The 19261-nt window shown below is 76.2% G+C and carries 7 protein-coding genes; all 7 read left to right on the forward strand.

Annotated features, from left to right (window positions below; translation table 11 throughout):
* Positions 1-197: 197 nt before the first annotated feature.
* The 7 genes from ACRAKJ_RS13995 to ACRAKJ_RS14025 all read left to right on the forward strand — a co-directional run bounded on the left by ACRAKJ_RS13995 (position 198) and on the right by ACRAKJ_RS14025 (position 19018).
* A complete protein-coding gene (locus ACRAKJ_RS13995) occupies positions 198-7541 on the forward strand; it encodes an SDR family NAD(P)-dependent oxidoreductase (RefSeq protein ID WP_438920835.1) in 7344 nt (2447 codons plus the stop codon).
* Positions 7538-8830, forward strand: coding sequence for a wax ester/triacylglycerol synthase domain-containing protein (locus tag ACRAKJ_RS14000; protein WP_438920836.1), 1293 nt, complete (start codon positions 7538-7540; stop codon positions 8828-8830). The genes ACRAKJ_RS13995 and ACRAKJ_RS14000 overlap by 4 nt, the downstream gene beginning before the upstream one ends.
* Positions 8827-14724: an SDR family NAD(P)-dependent oxidoreductase gene (locus ACRAKJ_RS14005; protein WP_438920837.1), complete on the forward strand. Its 5898-nt coding sequence runs from the start codon at positions 8827-8829 to the stop codon at positions 14722-14724. The genes ACRAKJ_RS14000 and ACRAKJ_RS14005 overlap by 4 nt, the downstream gene beginning before the upstream one ends.
* Positions 14721-14891, forward strand: a complete 171-nt coding sequence (locus ACRAKJ_RS14010; RefSeq protein WP_438920838.1) for a hypothetical protein — start codon at positions 14721-14723, stop codon at positions 14889-14891. The genes ACRAKJ_RS14005 and ACRAKJ_RS14010 overlap by 4 nt, the downstream gene beginning before the upstream one ends.
* Positions 14888-16456 carry a PfaD family polyunsaturated fatty acid/polyketide biosynthesis protein gene (locus ACRAKJ_RS14015; RefSeq protein ID WP_438920839.1) on the forward strand — a complete coding sequence of 523 codons (1569 nt, stop codon included), beginning with the start codon at positions 14888-14890 and terminating at the stop codon, positions 16454-16456. Before ACRAKJ_RS14010 ends, ACRAKJ_RS14015 begins: the two co-directional genes overlap by 4 nt.
* On the forward strand, positions 16453-17601 hold the full coding sequence (locus ACRAKJ_RS14020; RefSeq protein ID WP_438920840.1) for an SDR family oxidoreductase: 1149 nt from the start codon (positions 16453-16455) through the stop codon (positions 17599-17601). Before ACRAKJ_RS14015 ends, ACRAKJ_RS14020 begins: the two co-directional genes overlap by 4 nt.
* Positions 17602-17719: 118 nt before the next feature.
* Positions 17720-19018 (forward strand): ROK family protein, encoded by a 1299-nt coding sequence (locus ACRAKJ_RS14025; RefSeq protein ID WP_438920841.1) that lies wholly within the window; start codon positions 17720-17722, stop codon positions 19016-19018.
* Positions 19019-19261 lie beyond the last annotated feature (243 nt).

Raw genomic sequence — 19261 nt, forward strand, 5'->3', positions numbered from 1 at the left:
GGGGGAACGGTGTCGCGGAGGCCGACCGTAGGGGGGCCACCGGGAGGTGAAGCCCGTGCGCCACCGGATCGGGTGAAAGATCATCACATGATCACCCGAAGGAGTGGACGACGTTTGGGTGCGGCGAACCCGGTCGGTAGATCTTGTCGCCCCGACCGGAGTGCGACGGCCTCGCACCGATCGCCACGGAGCCCTCCTTGACGCAGCACGACCTCGTCGCCGTCGTCGGCGTCGCCTGCCGGCTGCCCGGCGGCATCACGGACCTCGACGGGCTGTGGGCGGCGCTGTCGGCCGGGCGGGACCTGGTGGGCGAGATCCCGCCGGACCGCTTCGACGTCGACCGGTTCATCGACGAGCGGGGGCCGCGCCGGGGCAAGAGCTACGCCCGCGCCGCGGGCGTGCTCACCGGCGTGGACCTCGCCGCGTTCGACGCGGACTACTTCGGCATGTCCCCGAAGGAGGCGACCCGGGTCGACCCGCAGCAGCGGCTGCTGCTGGAGATGGCGGTCGAGGCCCTCGACGACGCGGGCATCGACGCCCGCGCGGTGGCGGGGTCGGACGCGGCGGTCGTGGTCGGCATCTCCGACAGCGGCTACAGCACCCTGCAGCAGACCGACCTGCGCGGCATCAACGCCTACACCAACGCGGGCGGCGCGAACTCGATCGCGGCCAACCGGTTGTCGCACTTCTTCGACCTGCGCGGCCCGAGCCTGGCGGTCGACACCGCCTGCTCGTCGTCCCTCGTGGCCCTGCACCAGGCGGTGCGGGGCCTGGCGGCGGGGGAGGGCGGACTCGCGCTGGTCGGCGGGATCAGCCTGCTGCTCAACCCCGCCACGCACGTCGGGTTCGCCCAGGCGTCGATGCTCTCGCCCAGCGGGCGCTGCCGGACCTTCTCCGCCGACGCGGACGGGTACGTGCGCGCCGAGGGCGGCGCGGTGGTGGTGCTCAAGCGGCTGTCGGACGCGGTGCGGGACGGCGACCGGGTGCACGCGGTGGTCCTGGGCAGCGGGGTGAACTGCGACGGGCGCACCGCCGGTCTCTCCTCGCCCCGTGCGCGGACCCAGGAAGCCCTGCTGCGCGAGGTGTACCGGCGGGCGGGCGTCGAACCGGGTGAACTGGCGTACTTCGAGGCGCACGGCACCGGGACCCCGGCGGGCGACCCGGCCGAGTGCGCCGCGGTGGGCGGCGCGCTGGGGCGCGGCCGGGGGACCCCGCTGCCGATCGGGTCGGTCAAGACCAACCTCGGCCACCTGGAGGCGGCGTCCGGCCTGGCCGGGCTGCTGAAGGCGGTGCTCGTGCTGCGGCACGGCGAGATCCCGGCGTCGCTGCACGGCGAGCGGCCCAACCCGGCGATCGACTTCGCCGGGCTGGGGCTCGCCCCGGTCGCGCGGCGGACCCCGCTGGAGCACGCCGGTCGGCCGGTCGTGGGCGTGAACTCCTTCGGCTTCGGCGGTGCCAACGCCCACGTCGTCCTGACCGCCGGCCCCACCGGACCCGACCCTGCGGCCGACCCCGCGCCCGACGCGGGACGCGCGCTGCCGATCGTCGTGTCGGGGCACTCGCCGGAGGCGCTGGCCCGAGCCGCGGCGCTGCTCGCCGAGCAGGCGGACCGGACCGCGCCGCGGGACTTCTACGACCTCTGCCACACCACCACCCGCCGCCGCGGCCGGCGCCCGCACCGCGCGGCGGTCCTGGCGCGGGACCCCCGCGAGGCCGCGGACCGGCTGCGCGCCCTCGCGGAGCGACCCGAACCGGTCCGGGAGAGCACCGGCGGGACCGCTTTCGCCTTCACCGGCAACGGCGCGCACTGGGCGCGGATGGGCGTCGACCTCCTCGACGACCCCGCGTTCCGGGTGGCCGTCGAGGAGGTCGACGCCGCGCTGCGGGAGCACCAGCGGTGGTCGGTGCTCGACGAGCTGCGCGCCCGGCCCCGCCGTTCCCGGCTGCGCCGCACCGAGTTCGCCCAGCCCGCGTTGTTCGCCGTGCAGGTCGGTGTCGTGGCGGCACTGCGGGCGCGCGGGATCGTCCCGGCGGCCGTCGTCGGGCACAGCGTGGGGGAGATCGCCGCGGCCCACGTCGCGGGCGCGCTGGACCTGGCCTCCGCGTGCCGGGTGCTGGCCGTGCGCAGCGCCGCCCAGGGGCGCACCGCGGGCCGGGGCCGCATGGCCGCCGTCGGGCTGCCCGAGGCCGAGGCGGTGCGGCTGTTGACGAGCCGGCCCGGGTTGTCGCTCGCCGGGGTCAACAGCGACCGGGACGTGACGATCAGCGGTGACGCCGGGCAGCTCGCGGACCTGGGCCGCGAACTGGCGGCGCGGGACGTGTTCTTCCGGGAGCTCGACCTGGACTACGCCTTCCACAGCCCGGTCATGGACGCCGTCGAGCACGAGGTCCGCGCCGGACTCGCGGGCCTGGTCGCGCACCGCGCGGCGGTGCCGGTGGTGTCCTCGGTGACCGGCCGGCCGATCACCGGTCCCGAGCTGGACGCGCGGTACTGGTGGCGGAACGTCCGGGAACCGGTGGCCTTCGCCCCCGCCGTGCGACACCTGCTGGACGACGGCGTCGACGCGTTCGTGGAGATCGGGCCGCACCCCGTGCTGCGCACCTACCTGCGCAGGCTCGCCCCCGAAGCGCTGGTGCTGCCCACCCTGCGCCGGGACTCGCCCGGCGGACCGGCGATCCGCGCCACCACCGAAGCGCTCCTCGCGGCCGGCGCGCCGGCCGACCGGGACGCCCACTTCCCCCGTCCCGGGACCGTGGTGGGGCTGCCGGCCTACCCGTGGCAGCGGGAGCGGCACTGGAACGGGGACACCGACCGGTGGGTGCGCTCCAGCGGCACCGGGAGGACCGACCACCCGCTGCTCGGGGAACGGGTGCCGGTCGCCGCCCCCACCTGGCAGGACGTGGTCGAACCGGTGCGCGTGCCGTGGCTGGCCGACCACCGCGTCGGCGGCGCCGTGGTGATGCCCGCCGCCGGGTACGTCGAGATGGCGCTGGCCGCCGGCGCACGGGTCCACGAGGACGCCGTGGAGGTCACCGACCTGCGGATCGACCAGGCGCTGGTGCTGCCCTGGGACGAGGACGTCACCACCACCCTGCAGTGCTCGCTGACCGAGGACGGCGGCCTGCGCATCGCCGGCCGCACCGACGGCACCGACGCGTGGCGGGTCCACGCGACCGGGCGGGTCCGCCGCCTGTGGGCCTCGCCCCCGCCGGCCCGCCACCCCGGCGCCGGACGGCCGGAACCGGTCGACGTGCCGGTCGAGCGGCTCTACCGGTCCGCGGCCGAGGCGGGCCTGGACTACGGCCCGCGGTTCCGGGTCCTGCGGGAACTGCGCGTCGGACCGGACGAGGTGGTCGCGCGGTACCACTGCGGGGAAGCCGTCGCCGGTTACGAGGCGCACCCCGTCGTGCTGGACGGCGCGCTGCAAGCCGGTGCGCCGCTGCTCGGCGACACCGCCCCGGGCAGCGCCTTCCTGCCCGCGGCCATCGGCGCCGTCCGGCGCCACCGAGCCCCGGCGCGCACCGGCTTCGCGCACGTGCGCTCACGCCACCGGGACCACGCGCACGTCCGGTGGGACGTGGTCCTCACCGACGAGTTCGGCGTCGTCGCGGTGGAACTGGACGACGTGGTGCTGCGCCGGTTCGACGCGACCGGCACCGACCGGGTGGAGCGGCTGCGCACCGTGCTGCGGGCCGCCCCGCTCGGGAACGGGGCCCGCGCGCCGCTGCCGGGCGCGCGGGACGTGCTCGCCGCGGCGGCGGACGGGGTGACGTGGGCGCGCCGGGAGCTCGAACGCCTGGACGACGGGTTCCTGCCGCGCCTGGTGACGTGCTCCGCCCACTACGCCGCCGCGGCGCTGGGGGAGTTCACGCCCACCGGGGCGCCGTTCACCACCGACGACCTGGTGACCGCGGGGATGCTGCCCAAGCACACCCGGCTGGTCGAGCTGCTGCTGCCCGCCGCCGAGGAGAACGGGCTGGCGCACCGGGTGGACGGGCGGCGGTGGCGGTTGACCGGCGACGCCGACCCGGACGCGGAGTTCGCCTCGGCGGTGGCGGAGCACCCCGGGCACCTGCCCGAACTGGTGATCAGCTCGCACGTGGGCGGCCGGCTGGCGGACGTCCTCGGCGGGCACGTCGACCCGACCGAGCTGATCTTCACCGAGGCCGCGCGGTTCCTGGAGCAGTACTACGACGTCGCGCCCGTCTACGGGGTGTTCAACCAGCTCGTCCGGGCGGTGGTGCGCGCGGTGGTCGCCGACTGGCCGGCGGACCGGCCGCTGCGGGTGCTGGAGGTCGGCGGCGGCACCGGCGGCACCACCGCGGCCGTGCTGCCCGTGCTGCCGCCGGAACGCGCCCACTACGTCTTCACCGACCGGAGCCACGGGTTCTTCCCCCGCGTGCGCACGCGGTTCCAGGAGCACGACTTCGTCCGCTACGAGGTGCTCGACCTCGACCACGACCCGGTGCCGCAGGGGTTCGCCCCCGGCTCGTTCGACGTCGTGATCGCCTCCAACGTGCTGCACGCGACGGCCGACCTGCGCCGGTCGCTGCGCTCGGTGGCCGACCTGCTGACCGACCGGGGGCTGCTGGTCGCCTACGAGGCGCACACCCCGGAGTACCTGGCGCTGCCCTTCGGCGTGCTCGACGGGTTCTGGCGCCACACCGACACCGACCTGCGCGGCCGGTCGCCGCTGCTGTCCCGGGAGCAGTGGCCCGCCGTGCTCGACGGGTGCGGGTTCACCGAGGTCGCCCAGGTCGGCGCCGAGCGGGGACCCGTGCACGGCGCGGGCGCGGTCGTCGTCGCGAGCCGCGCCGCCCGCACCCACCCGCCGGCCGCGCCGCCGCACCCCGCGCCGCTCCACCCCGCGCGGCCGGGCGTGCGCCGGGTCCTCGCCGCCGAGGACGACACCGAGTCCGACCTCGTCGCGCGACTCGCCCGCCACCTGGCGGGCGACACCCGCACCACGACCGCCACCACCGACGCCGACCGGTGGGCGTCGCTGCTCGGGGACGCGGGCACGGAGGTGGACGTCGTCCTGGTGCTCGCCGAGCACCCGACCGCCGACGTGGCCCACCACACCACCCGGCGGGCCTCGGTGCTGCGCGCCCTGGCCACCGCGTGCGACCGCCGCGCCGGCGCGGGCACGGTGTCGCTGTGGCTGGTCACCCGGCCCAGCGGGGCGCTGCCCGCCCCGGAGCGGCCCGACCACCCCGCGGACGCGGCCACCTGGGGCGTGGCCCGGTCCCTGGCCGGCGAACGCCCCGACCTCACCCCCCGGCGGCTGTCCCTGCACCGCGGCGCCGACGACGCCGGGCGGCTCGCCCGGGAACTGCTCACGCCGTCCGACGAGGACGAGGTCGTGCTCACCGGCGCCGGGCGCTTCGTCCCGCGCGTGGTCGAGGCGAAGCCGCCCGCGGACCGGGCGCGGACCTCGTACCGGCTCGACCTGCGGAAGGAGGGGCTGTCGTTCGAACTGGCCTGGGTCACCGCGGCGAACCCGGCACCCGGCCCGGGTGAGGTGGCCGTCTCGGTGCGGGCGTCCGCGCTGAACTACCGCGACGTGGTGCTGGCGACGGGTGCGCTGCCGCCCCAGGCGTGCGCGGAGTCCTTCGACGGCGGCGCGCCCGGTCTGGAGTGCGCCGGGGTCGTGACCGCCGTCGGCCCGGGGGTGACCTCCGTCCGGCCGGGGGACCGGGTGGCCGCGCTCGCGGCGAGGGCGCTGTCCGACGAGGTCGTCACGCCCGTCGAGTTCGTGATCCCGCTGCCCGGGGACGTGCCGTTCACCGCCGCCGCCACGCTGCCCGTGGCCGCCGCGACCGTCGAGCACGGCCTGGTGACCCTGGCCCGGCTGGCGCCCGGCGAGGTGGTCCTCGTCCACGGCGGCGCGGGCGGGGTCGGCCTCGCCGCCCTGCAGTGCGCGCGCCGCCGCGGCGCGACGGTGATCGCCACGGCCGGCTCACCGGTCAAGCGCGCCTTCCTGCGCTCGCTCGGCGTCGAGCACGTGCTGGACTCCCGCGGCCTGTCCTTCGCCGCCGAGGTCATGGCGATCACCGCGGGGCGCGGCGTCGACGTGGTGCTCAACTCCCTGGCCGGCGAGGCGCTCACGCGCGGCCTGGAGCTGCTGCGCCCGCACGGCCGGTTCGTGGAGCTGGGCAAGCGGGACGTCGTGGAGGACCGGGGGGTGCCGCTGCGGGCGTTGCGCCGCAACGCGAGCATGGTCTGCGTCGACCTCAGCGCCATGGCACCCGACGACCCCGCCGTCCGGGCGGGCCTGTTCACGGCGGTGGCGGAGCACATCGCGTCCGGCGCGTACCGCCCCCTGCCGCACGTGGTGTACCCGGCGGCGAGGGTGGCCGAGGCGTTCGAGCTGCTGCGGCACTCCCGGCACATCGGCAAGGTCGTCGTCTCCCACGGCGGTGACGTGCCCGTCGAACCACCACCCGCCGCGGTGCGGCTGGACGGGACCGCCACCTACCTCGTGACCGGGGGGCTCGGCGGGTTCGGCGCGGCCGCCGCGCGCTGGCTGGCCTCCCGGGGCGCCCGGCACCTGGCGCTGGTCGGCCGCAGGGGAGCCGACACCCCCGAGGCGCCCGGCCTGCTCGCGGACCTCGCCCGCGCCGGCGTGACGGCCACGGCCCACGCCGCGGACGTCGCCGACGAGAGCGCGATGCGGCGCGTCCTCGCCGCGGTGGCGGGTTCCGGCCACCCGCTGCGCGGTGTGCTGCACGCCGCGATGGTGCTGGACGACGCGCCGCTGACCGAGTCCGACGACCGGCGCTTCGGCACCGCGTTCCGACCCAAGGCGCAGGGCGCGGTCGTGCTCGACGCGCTGACCGCGAGCACCGACCTGGACTTCTTCCTGCTGTTCTCCTCCGCCGCCGCGACGATCGGCCTGCACGGCCAGGCCAACTACGTCGCGGGCAACCTCTTCCTGGAGGCCCTGGCGCGCGCCCGGCGCGCCCGGGGCCTGCCGGGGCAGGCGATCGGCTGGGGAGCGATCTCCGAGGTCGGCCACGTCGCGCGCAGCGGTCTGCAGGACAGCGTGGCGGAGGTGCTGCGGCCCGTCCGGCCGGCGGTGGCCCTCGCCGCCCTGGGGCAGGTCCTCGCCGGCGACGACGACGTCCTGGTGCTGGCCGGCCTCGGCCGCAACCCGGCCGGGAGGCTCCTGCCCGGTCTGGGCTCGCCCCGGACGGCCGGCCTGTTCCCCGCCGCGGTCGGTGCGGCGGCGGCCCGCGACCCGCGGGAGTTCCGCCGGTCCCTGGCCTCCGCGACACCCGAGCAGGGGCACGCGCTGCTCCGCCGGGCGATGACCGAGCTGCTCGCCTCGGTGCTGCAGACCGCGCCGGAGCGGGTCGACGAGGCCGTGCCGCTGGACCGGCTGGGGGTGGACTCGCTGATGAGCGCGGAGTTCCTCGTCGCGGTGCGGCAGCAGCTGGGGTGCGAGCTGTCGGTCATGGAGGCGGCCAAGGGCGGGTCGATCTCCGAGCTGGCCCGGATCGCGCTGCACCGCACGACGTCCCGGGCGGCCCGCCGGTGACGGGCGCGCCGGCGCACCGCCCGCTGCGCCCGCTGGACAACGCCTACCTGGACTGCGACCGGCCGGCGGGCAAGGACGGCACCGAGATCGGTGTCCTGCTGCGCTTCGCCGAACCGCTCGGCCGGTCGGTCGAGGACTGGCGGGCACTGGTCGCCGCCCGCCTCGACGCCGTGCCCGACCTCCGCCTCGTGCCGCACCGGCCGCGGCGCCGGTGGCTGCCGATGCGGTGGGCCACGGCCGAACCCGACCTCCGGCACCACGTGCGCGAGGTGGGGTCGGACGGGCCGGACGGGGTGCGCGACGCCGTCGAGGAGGTCATGGCCGGCAGGCTCCCGCTCGACCGGCCGCTGTGGCAGCTCGTCGTCCTCCGCGACCCCGCCGGCGGGGAGGCGGTCCTGTTCCGGGTGCACCACGCCCTCGCCGACGGCGTGGGCATGGTCGAGCTGGGCACCCGGCTGCTCGGCCCCGACCAGCCCGCGCCCGTGCCCGCCGGGACCACGCCGCCGCGGGGGGCGCGGCTGCGCGCGTGGCGGGAGGTGGTCGCCGGGACGGCGCGCTACCTGCGCGGGTTCGCGCCGCCGGCCGGGCGCGCCCTCACCAGCCGGGGGCTCACCGGCACCCGCCGGCTGGCCTGGGCGGAGACCGGCGTCGACCGGCTGCACTCCGTCGCCCGGCAGCACGGCGTCACCGGCACCGAGGTCTACCTCGCCGCCCTCGCGGGCGCGTTGCGGCAGTGGCCGCACACGCCGTGGCGCTCGGGGCCGCGCACGCTCTGGGCCCTGGTGCCGGTCGACACCAGGGCGACCGGTGCCGACGACGGCCTCGGCAACCAGGTGGTCAACCTGCGGGTGCCCCTGCCGTGCGGCGAGCCGGACCCGCGCCGCCGGCTCGCCCTGGTCGCGGGCAGCGTGAACACCGCGGCGCAGCGCCGGCGCGCCGAGGTGATGCGCGCCGGCGTCGAGGTGCTGCCCGACCTGGTGGTCAGGGCGCTGTTCTGGTGCACCCACCGGCGGTGGCACGTCGACCTGGTCGCCAGCAACGTCGCGTCACCGGGCCACCGGGTCAGCCACCGCGGCACCCTGATCACCGGGGCGTCGCCGATCGGGTTCCTGCCCCACCGGCGGCCGTTCGGGGTGGTGCTCGGCGCCTACGGGGACCGGGTGTCCCTGCACGTCGCCGCCGACGCGGGCCTCCCCCGACCCGACGTGCTGTGCAAGTTGTGGACCCAGTCGCTGGGCGAGCTGGCCTCGTTGCCGGCGCTCCCGCCACCTCACGGAAGAGACCGATGACCCACGTTCGTGCCGCACTCGCCGACCACCCCGTCGCCATCGTCGGGATGGCCGGTGTCTTCCCCGGCGCACGCGACGTCCAGGAGTTCTGGACCAACGTCACCCGGGGCGTCGACTGCACCACCGAGGTGCCGGACACCCACTGGCGCAGCGCCGACCACTACGACCCCGACCCGGACGCCGAGGACAAGACGTACTGCCGGCGCGGCGGGTTCCTGCCGAGCCTGGGGTTCGACCCGGTCGAGTTCGGCATGCCCCCGGCGACGATCGAGTCCACCGGGGTCGTGCAGCTGGTCAGCCTGCTGGTCGCCCGCGACGTCCTGCGCGACGCGGGCTGCGACCGCGACTGGTTCGACCCGGCCCGCACCGGCGTCGTGCTCGGCTACTCGGGCGCGCCGTCGATCGCGCAGATGCTGGTGCCCCGCCTGCACCTGCCGGTCCTGCGGGCCGCGCTGCGGCGGTCCGGGGTGGACGAGCAGCGCAGCGCCGAGGTCGCCGAGCGGTTCCGCGACTTCTACCTGCCGTGGTCGGAGGACTCGTTCCCCGGCATGCTCGGCAACGTCATCGCGGGCCGCGTCGCCAACCGGATGAACCTGGGCGGGATGAACTGCACCGTCGACGCGGCGTGCGCCAGCTCGCTGGCCGCCGTGCGGGTGGCCGTCACCGAACTCGTCGAGCACCGGGCCGACCTGATGGTCACCGGTGGCTGCGACGCAGACAACTCGATCACCTCGTTCGTCAGCTTCTCCCGCACGCCCGCCCTGTCGCGCAGCGAGGTGGTCCGCCCGTTCGACGCCCGCGCCGACGGGACCCTGATCGGCGAGGGCGTCGGGATGCTGGCGCTGAAGCGGCTCGACGACGCGGTGGCCCACGGCGACCGGGTCTACGCGGTCATCCGCGGCATCGGCTCGGCCAGCGACGGCGGCGCCACCAGCATCTACGCCCCCAAGCACGACGGGCAGGCGACCACCCTGCGCCGCGCCTACGCCGACGCGGACTGCTCGCCCGCCACGGTCGGCCTGTTCGAGGCGCACGGCACCGGCACCCCCGTCGGCGACGAGGTGGAGCTGCAGGCGCTCGCCACGGTGCTCGCCGAGGCCGGCGCCGAACCCCGCCGGGCGGCGCTGGGCACGGTGAAGTCCCAGATCGGGCACCTGAAGGGCGCGGCGGGCGCGGCCGGGCTGATCAAGGCCGCGCTGGCCCTGCACCACGGGGTCCTGCCGCCCACGATCAACGTCGACACCCCGACCGAGTCGCTCGCCCGCGACGACGCCCCCTGCTACCTCAACACCACCACGCGGCCGTGGGTGCGGGACGCCCGCGGTCCGAGGCGGGCCGGCGTCTCCGCGTTCGGGTTCGGCGGCACGAACTTCCACGTGGTGCTGGAGGAGCACGGCGAAGCACCGCCGACCACCGGCCACCGGGGCGCGACCGCGCACCTGTGGGCGTGCGCCGACCCGGCGCTGCTCCGCGCCGAGGTCGCCGGCGGCGCGGAGTGGGACGACGCCGAGCCGGTGCCCGGGACCCACGCGCGGGTGGGGTTCGTCGCCGCCGACGCCCGTGACCTCGACGAACTGCGGGCGCTGACCCTCGACCTGCTCGACGCGCGCGCCGACGAGCAGGAGTGGGACCACCCGCGCGGGGTGCACTACCGCCGTCGCGCACTGCCCGGCCGGCCCAAGGTGGCCGCGCTGTTCGCCGGCCAGGGCAGCCAGTACACGGGCATGGGGCTCTGGCAGGTCCTGGGCGTGCCCGCGGTGCGGCAGGCGTTCGAGACCGCGGACCGGTTCACGCCGGGCCTGGCGGACGTGGTCTTCCCGCCGTCGTGGCGGGACGACGCCGAGGCCGTCCTGCGCCGCACCGAGCACGCCCAGCCGGCGATCGGCGCGCTGTCCGCCGGGCAGTACCGGTTCCTGCACGACTGCGGCCTGCGCCCCGACGGCCTGCTCGGGCACAGCTTCGGCGAGCTGACCGCCCTGTGGGCGGCGGGCTCGCTGGGCGACGACGACTTCCACCGGCTCGCCCGTGCCCGGGGCGCGGCGATGCGGCCGGCCGGGACCCCCGGCACCGACCCCGGCGCGATGGTCGCCGTGACGGCCGCCGCCGCCACCGTCGAGGAGATGATCCGCGCCGAGCCCGACCTGCTGATCTGCAACCACAACGCACCGGACCAGGTCGTGGTGGGCGGCGCGACGGCCGCCGTCGAGCGGTTCGCCCGCGCCTGCGGCGCGGCGGGCGTCGTGGCGGTGCGGCTGCCGGTGGCGTGCGCGTTCCACACCCCGCACGTGGACCACGCCGTGCCGGTGTTCGCCGACGCCGTGGCGCGGGTGGAGTTCCTCCCGCCGGCCACGCCGGTCCACAGCACCGTCGCCGGCGCGGAGTACGGGGCCGACACCGGGGCCAACCGGCGACTGCTCGTGGAACAGCTCCGCCGTCCCGTCGACTTCGCCGGCCGCGTCCGGCAGCTCCACCGGGAGGGGTTCCGGGTCTTCGTCGAGTTCGGGCCCAAACAGGTCCTCACCCACCTCGTCCGGCGGACCCTCGGCGCGGACGACGTCGTCGCCGAGCACACCGACGGCGGGCCGGGCCGCGACGACGTGCAGCTCAAGTCGGCGGCACTGAGGCTGGCGGTGCTCGGGCTGCCGGTGCGCGGCATCAACAGGCACGCGCCGAAAGCCGTGCCCGCCAAGCCGCCGTCGGCCGCCTCGGTGGTGCTGCGCGGCACCTGGTACCTGTCCGAGGAACGGCGGCGGGCGCAGGACGCCCTGCTGGACGCCCCGGCCCCGGCCCCAGCCCTGGCCCTGGCCTCAGCCCCAAACCCGGCCCCGGCCCTCGCTCCGCTCCCGACCGCCGACCCGGCACCCGCCCACGACGACTGGGCGCGCGTCGCGGCGGAGCACGTCGCGCTGCACCAGCGCTACCTCGACGGCCAGTTGCAGGTGGCCGAGCAGCTCGTCCGGCACGTCGAACGGCCCGACCTGGCGGCGGGGGTCGCGGCCGTCGCGCGGCACGGCATCGCGATGGGGGAGGCCCACGTCCGGGCGAACGAGGTGCTGAGCACGCTCCTGGGCTCAGCGGGCTCAGCGGGCTCAGCGGGCTCGGCGGGCTCGGCGGGCTCGGCGGGCTCCGCGTCCGGCCCGGTGCCAAGCTCGGTGTCGAGCCCGGCGCCGATTGCGCCACCCGTCCTCGAAGCACCGCGCCCGGCGCCGGTCGCCCCGCCCGCCCCCGCACCTCCCGCCCCCGCCCCGGCGGAGGCACCTCGCCCGATGTCGATCGAGGACGTCGACCCGGACGAGCTGAGGGAGACCCTGCTCCGGGTCGTGGCGGACAAGACCGGCTACCACGTCGACATGCTCGAACCGGACCTCGACCTCCAGGCCGACCTGGGCATCGACTCGCTCAAGCGCGCGGAAATCCTCAGCGAGCTGTGGAAGCGGTACCCGGTGCGCAGCCTCGACGGCATGGGCATCCAGCAGTTCGTCGAGATCCGCACGCTCAACGACACCGTCGAACTCCTCGTCGGCCTGCGGGGGCAGCTCTTCGGCGAGGACGCCGACGACGCCGACGTGGTGCGCTCCGAAGTCCGGCTGGTCCCGCTGCCCGCGATGGACGTCGTCGAGAGCGCCTACCACCCCGAACCCCGGGCGATGCTCGTGGACGACGGCGGGGACCTGTGCCGGGCCCTGGCCGCCGAGCTGACGGCCCGGGGGTGGCGCGTGCACGCGCTGCCGCACGAGGACTGGACCGAGGACTCCCTCGCCGCGGCGCTCGACGCGGTGATCGCCGAGGCGGGTCGCGTGGACCTCGTGGTCGTGCCGGACGCGGACGCCGACGAGGCCGCGCCCGACGCGGTGCGCCGCCACGCGCACGCCCTGCTGACCGCCAAGCGCCTGATGGACCCGCTGTGCGCCACCGCGGCGACCGGCGCGCGCGCCGCGTTCCTCGCGGTCGGCCGGGGCGGCGGCGTGCCCACCTCGGCGCTCGGCGGACTGGCCAAGACCCTCGCGCACGAGGCGCCGCAGCTGTTCTGCCGCTCGGTGGTGCTGTCGGCCGAGCTGCCCGCCGAACGCGCGGCCCAGGCGGCGGTGCGGGAGCTGGACGACGCGGCCACCGACGTGAACGAGGTCTTCCGCGACGGCGTCGACCGCCGGGTCGCCCGGCTGGTCCCGCTGCCGTCGACCCCGGCGCGGCACCCGGCGCTCGACCGGGACGACGTGGTCGTGGTGACCGGCGGCGCGCGCGGCATCACCTCGTCGTGCGTGCTCGCGCTGGCCCGCCGTGCGCCGTGCCACTTCGTGCTGCTCGGCCGCACCGGGCGGCAGGACGAGCCCGCGTGGGCGACCGGGGTCCCGGCCGACGGCCTGCCCGCCGCCCTGCTGGACCACCTGCGGGGCACGGGCAAGGCCCTGCCGCCCGCGGGGTTCGAGGCGCGGGTGGCCGCCGTGCGGGCCCGGCGCGAGGTCGAGGACACCCTCGCCGCGCTGGCGGGGACCGGCGCCACCGCGGAGTACGTCGCGGTCGACGTCACCGATCGCGACGCCGTCACCGCCGCGCTCGCGCCGCACGCCGGCCGGGTCACCGCGCTGGTCCACGGTGCGGCCGAGATCAACGACGGCCCCCTGCGCGGCAAGGACCTCGCGGACGTGGAACGGGTTCTCACCGCCAAGGTCGTGGGCCTGCACAACGTGCTCGGCGCGCTGGACCCGTCGCGGTTGCGGCACCTGGTGCTGTTCGCGTCGGTCGTGGGGCTGATCGGCAACACGGGGCAGGCCGACTACGCCGTGGCCAACGGCGCGGCCAACCGGTTCGCCCACGACTGGCAGGCGGCGCACCCGCGGTGCCGGGTCGTCGCGATCAACTGGGGCCCCTGGCGCGGCGGCATGATCACCGAGACGCTGCGGGCCGGCCTGGAGATGGCCGGCACCCGCGTGATGAGCACGGAGGCGGGCTCGGCCCGGTTCGTGGAGGAGGTGTTCGCCGACCGCGGCACGGCGTCCCCGGTGGTCGTGATCTCCACGCCGATCGCGCTGCCCGCGCCCTCGGCGCCGCTGCCCCCCACCGGACGCCGGGTCGTGCGCCGGCTGGACCACCTCGTCGCCGAGCCGGTGCTGCGCGACCACACCATCGACGAGTACCCGGTGCTGCCGCTGACCGGCGCGCTGGGCTGGTGCGCCAACGTGGTCGAACACCTCCTGCCCGGTGAGCACGTCGTGGAGTGCCGCGACTTCGCCGTGCACAAGGGCCTGGTCTTCGACGGCGACGAGCGGTCCGCGTTCACCGCGGAGGTGCTGCCCGCCGAAGGCGGAGCGCTGCGCGTGACCATCACCAGCGCCGGCCCGGACGACCGCCGGACCCCCCGGTACGCCGGGACCTTCACGACGAGCAGGCGCGTGGCGCGCGACCAGGAGCGCGGCCGGGCCTGGCACGAGGAGCTGGCCGCACCGCCGACACCGCGCCCGGAGTACTTCGACGTGCTGTTCTGCGGCCCCACCCTGCGCGGGCTGCGCCGCGTGCTGGCCGAGGACGACTCCGGGGTGGTCCTGGAGTGCTCCGTGCCCGACACCGACCTGGCGGGGGGCGCGTTCGCGGGTCGCCTGCACAGCACGGTGCTGGCCGACCAGCTCGTGCAGGCCGCGGGGCTGTTCGTCGTCAGGCGGCACGACTCGGTGTGCCTGCCGGTCGGCGTCGGGACCTGGCGGATGTCCGACCGGCTGCCCGCCGACGAGCCGTTCGTCATCGAGGTCCGGCCGTCGGGGGAGGACGGCCTGGAGGTGCGGGTCGACGTGACCGCGTCGGCCGCCGACGGCCGCGTCCTGCACCGCGTGTCGGGGCTGAAGATGCTGCGGATGCCCTACGCCTCGACGTGGCGCCCGGCGGCCGGGGTCGTGCGGTGAACGACGTGCTCTCGTTCGACGGCGAACCACTGCTCGCCGCGCTCCCGCAGCCCCCTCGGCCCGACGACCTGCGGCGGCTGCGCGACACCGTGGCCCGCGCGCACGCCTCCGCCCTCGACGCCCACCACGCGCTCCAGGCGCGGTCGCTCGACGGCGGTGCGGCGTGACCGCCGTCGTGGCGGACGACGCCGTCCACCACGACCCCGAGGGCGTCCGGCGGGTCGTGGAGGCGGTGGACCGGCCCTGCTTCATCGTCCAAACCGGGCGCGGGATCGGCGCGAGCACCCGCTACCCGACGACACCGGGGCTGTCGCTGCTGGCCAGCGCGCCCGCCGTGCCACCGGAACGCCTCGGCGACAGCCGGTTCGCCCGCCACCACGGCACCCGGTTCCCCCTCATGGCCGGGTCCATGGCGCACGGCATCGCCTCCGTCGAACTGGTCGGCGCGATGGCGAGGGCGGGGTTCCTCGCCTCCTACGGGGCCGCCGCGGTGCCCCTGCGCGAAGTGGACGCCGCGGTGGCCCGGCTGACCCGGGAGATCCCCGGCCTGCCCTTCGCCGTGAACTTCATCCACGACGGCCGCGACGAGCGGGGCATGGTCGAGCTGATCCGCTGCCTCACCCGGCACCGGGTGCGCTGCCTGGAGGTGTCGGGCAACATGCTGATCAGCAAGGAGGTGCTGCACTACCGGCTGTCCGGCATCACCGAGGACCGCTCCGGCGCGGTCGTCCCCGCCAACCGCCTGGTCGCCAAGGTCGCGCACCCCGACATCGCCCTGCGCTTCCTGCGCCCGGTCGACCGCGCGCAGGTGGACGAGCTGGTCGCCGAGGGCCGGCTCACCGCCGACGAGGCCCGGCTTGCCGAACGCCTGCCCCTGGCCGACGACATCACCGTGGAGGCCGACTCCGGCGGGCACACCGACGGGCGTCCGCTCGCCGTGCTGTTCCCCGCCATCGTCGCGCTGCGCGACCAGGTTCAGCGGCAGCACCGCTACGCCGAGCCGGTCCGCGTCGGCGCCGCCGGCGGGATCGGCACGCCGCACGCCGCGCTGGCCGCGTTCGCCCTCGGCGCGGCGTACGTGGTCACGGGCTCGGTCAACCAGGCGTGCGTGGAGGCGGGCACCTCCGACGCGGTGCGGCGGATGCTCGCCGCCGCCGGGATCACCGACTTCGAGTCCGCGCCGTCGCCCGTGGCCTTCGAGGCGGGCACCACCGTCCAGGTCCTGCGGGCGGCCAGCCGGTTCCCCGTGCACGCCCGGCGCCTGCACCAGCTCTACGAGCACCACGACGGCCTCGACGCCCTCCCGGCGCAGGAGCGGGACCGGCTGGAGCGGGTGTTCCGGCACGACCTGGACGAGGTCTGGCGGCAGGCCGCGGAGCACAAGATGACCACCGACCCCGCGGCCGTCACCCGGGCCACCACCGACCCCAAGCGCGCCATGGCGATGGTGTTCCGCTGGTACCTGGCGATGTCCTCGCGCTGGGCGGTCGCCGGGGTCCCGGACCGCGAGGCGGACTACCAGGTCTGGTGCGGTCCGGCGATGGGCGCCTTCAACGACTGGGTGCGCGGCTCCCACCTGGAGCGGTGGTCGAACCGCCGGGTCGCCGAGGTCAACCGGCACCTCCTGCGCGGCACCGCGCACCTGGCCCGCCTCAACCAGCTCACCCTCGCCGGCGTCCGGCTGCCGGACGAGTGGACGCGCTACCGCATCGAACGGGAGAACACACCGTGACCACCGGCATCACCGGCGCCACCGGCTTCCTCGGCTCCCACCTGCTGCGCGAACTCCTCGGCAACGGCGACGAACCGATCACCGCCCTGGTGCGCCCGAAAGCACGCCGCCCCTCCCGCGACCGGCTGATGAGCGCACTCGCCGCCGCAGGTGCCGACACCGCCCTCCTCGCCCGGGCCGACGACCTGGTGACCGTGGTCGAAGGCGATGTCGGCAAGCCGCGCCTCGGGCTCGACCCGACCGCGTACCGCAGGCTCGCCGACTCCCTCGACACGGTGTGGCACAGCGCCGCCCTGGTCGCCCTGACCGGTCCCCGCGACCCGTTCACCGCCCAGAACGTCGTGGGCACCCAGGCCGTGCTCGACCTCGCCGAAGCCGGCGCGCGGCGCCCCCGCGTGCACCACGTGAGCACCGCCTACGTCGCGGGAGGGCGTCGCGACGGCACGGTCTTCGAGGACGAGCTCGACGACTCGGCGGGCTTCGAGAACTACTACGAGGCGTCCAAGTACGAGGCCGAGCTGCTGGTCCGCTCCTGGGCACGACGGCACCACCGGCCGGTCAGCGTCTACCGGCCGAGCCTGCTGCTGACCGACCAGCCGATCCCCGCCGGCGCGCCGGGCCACACCTTCGCCACCCTGGCCCGCATCGCCTCACCGTTCCTCGGCGACGGCCCGGTCGCACCGAGCCCGCTGCTCACGGCGGCCGACACCTACCTGTCCTCGACCCCCGAGAGCAGCACGTCACTGCCGCTCCCGCTGCCCGGCAGGGCGAACGGGACGATCAACTGCCTGCCGGTCGAGCACGCGGTGCGCATGATGCTCGCCGTCGCGGCCCGACCACCGGCGAACCTGGTCGACACCTACCACCTGGTCAGCCCGCACGAGACCGCCAACACCGACCTGCTGGCGGCCATCGCGCACCACCTGCCCCGGATGACCCTGACCTTCGGCTCCCCGCCCGCCGCACCGTCCCCGGTCCAACGGCTGTTCTACGACGTCGTGTCGCCGTTCCTGAGCTTCTTCCGCCACGACCGCCGCTACGACCGCCGTCACCTCGGCGAGGCCACGAAGGGGGTCGCCGACCCGGCGCCGCCGGACGCCGCCTACCTCCGGTCCGCGGTGGGGTCGTACCTGTACCACCGCTAGCACGCGTTCGCGGGACACCACACGGGCCGCGGGTGCGCAGCTCACCGGTCGCCGTCGCCACCGTCCCGTGAACCGCGACTGAAGTAGCCTGGCGACGTCGTCGGGTGGAGGAGGTTCCGTGGCGAGGAGCCCGCTGTGGGCGAGCCGGCCGAAGACGCGTGGCCTGGTGCTGGACGTGATCAGGGCCGCGCGGACGATCAGCCGGGTGGAACTCGCCACGGCGACCGGCCTCACCGGGGCGACGATCTCCGAGGTCGTGCGCGAGCTGCTGGGCGACGGCCTGGTGGTCGAGGTGGGGCGCGGTGCCTCGACGGGCGGCAAGCCGCGCACGCTGGTCCAGCTCAACCCGCCGGCGCGCTACGGCGTGGGCGTGCAGCTGGAGCGCAACGCGTGCGTCATCGTGGTCGTCGACCTGGCCGGGCGGCCGGTGGCGCGGACCTCGTTCCACGGCGTCGCGTCGATGCCGCCGGACCGGGCGCTGCCGCTGGTGGCGTCGCAGGTGGACGCCCTGTTGACGACGGCGGGCGTCGACCGCGCGAAGGTGCTCGGGGTCGGGCTGGTCAGCTACGGCCCGCAGGACCGGCGCGCGGGTGTGCTGCTGACGCCGCAGCCCACCGGCGAGTGGTGCGACCACCCCGTCGCGCAGCGCCTCTCGGAGCACCTGGAACTGCCCGTGCTGCTCGACAACGACGCCGCGGCGGCGGCCATCGGCGAGTACTGGATGGGTGCGGTGGACCCGCGCAGCACCTACGGCTGCATCTACATGGCCACCGGGATCGGCGGCGGGGTGGTGGTCGCGGGCGAGGTGTACCGGGGCAGCTCGTCGAACACCGCGGAGATCGGCCACGTCTCGGTCGACGTCCACGGCGACGAGTGCCCGTGCGGCAACGTCGGGTGCCTGGAGAACTACGCCGGCCCGTCGGCCGTGGTCCGGCAGGCGTTGGCGATCCCGGCCCTCGCCCGAAGGCTGGCGCTCGACCCGGCCAACGAGGACTTCCTGACCGAGTTCTCGCGGATCGCGGCCGCCGCGAACACCGGTGACCCCGAAGCCCGTGAGCTCGTCGAGCGGTCGGCGCGCTACCTCGGTCACGCCGCGGTCACCCTGGCGGTCCTGTTCGACCTGGACGCGATCGTGCTGGCCGGGCAGAGCTTCACGGTGGCGGGCTCGACCTACCGGGCGGTGATCCAGGAGCAGGTGGACCGCCGGCTGTTCGCCCGGCGGGCGCACCCGGTGCGGGTGGTGCCCTCGGTCAACGGGTCGGACGCGGCGGCGATCGGCGGAGCGGTCCTCGTCCTGCAGAGCGAGTTGACCACGGGCCGCGGCCGGTCCGAGGACGGGGCGCGCCCGGTGCCCGCCGGCGCTGCCGAGGCGCCCGACCACTCGCCGTCGGCCGGGGTGCCGAGCACGGGGCAGTAGAGCTGTTGTCAAGTTGCCTGAATAAGTCGTCACCAGGGCGGATGGCCTCGTGTGAGTGGTGATGCTGCGGTATGCCCTGGCGGCCTCCGCCCAGGGTATTGACTTACTTCGGCTACCTGAGTAACCCTCTGGGTGGTCTTGGCTCGTGTGGTGACCGACGAGGAGGAGGCGCATCCGCAGCTTTTCTGGGAGCGCTCCCAGGCCAGGCGAACCGTGTCCGACCACCGGCCTGCCGGCCCGTCG

The organism is Saccharothrix sp. DSM 118769 (assembly GCF_052936295.1).

Coding starts and splice junctions, on each gene's coding strand:
- ACRAKJ_RS14005 (WP_438920837.1), top strand. CDS start 8,827: ATGACCCACGTTCGTGCCGCACTCGCCGACCACCCCGTCGCCATCGTC.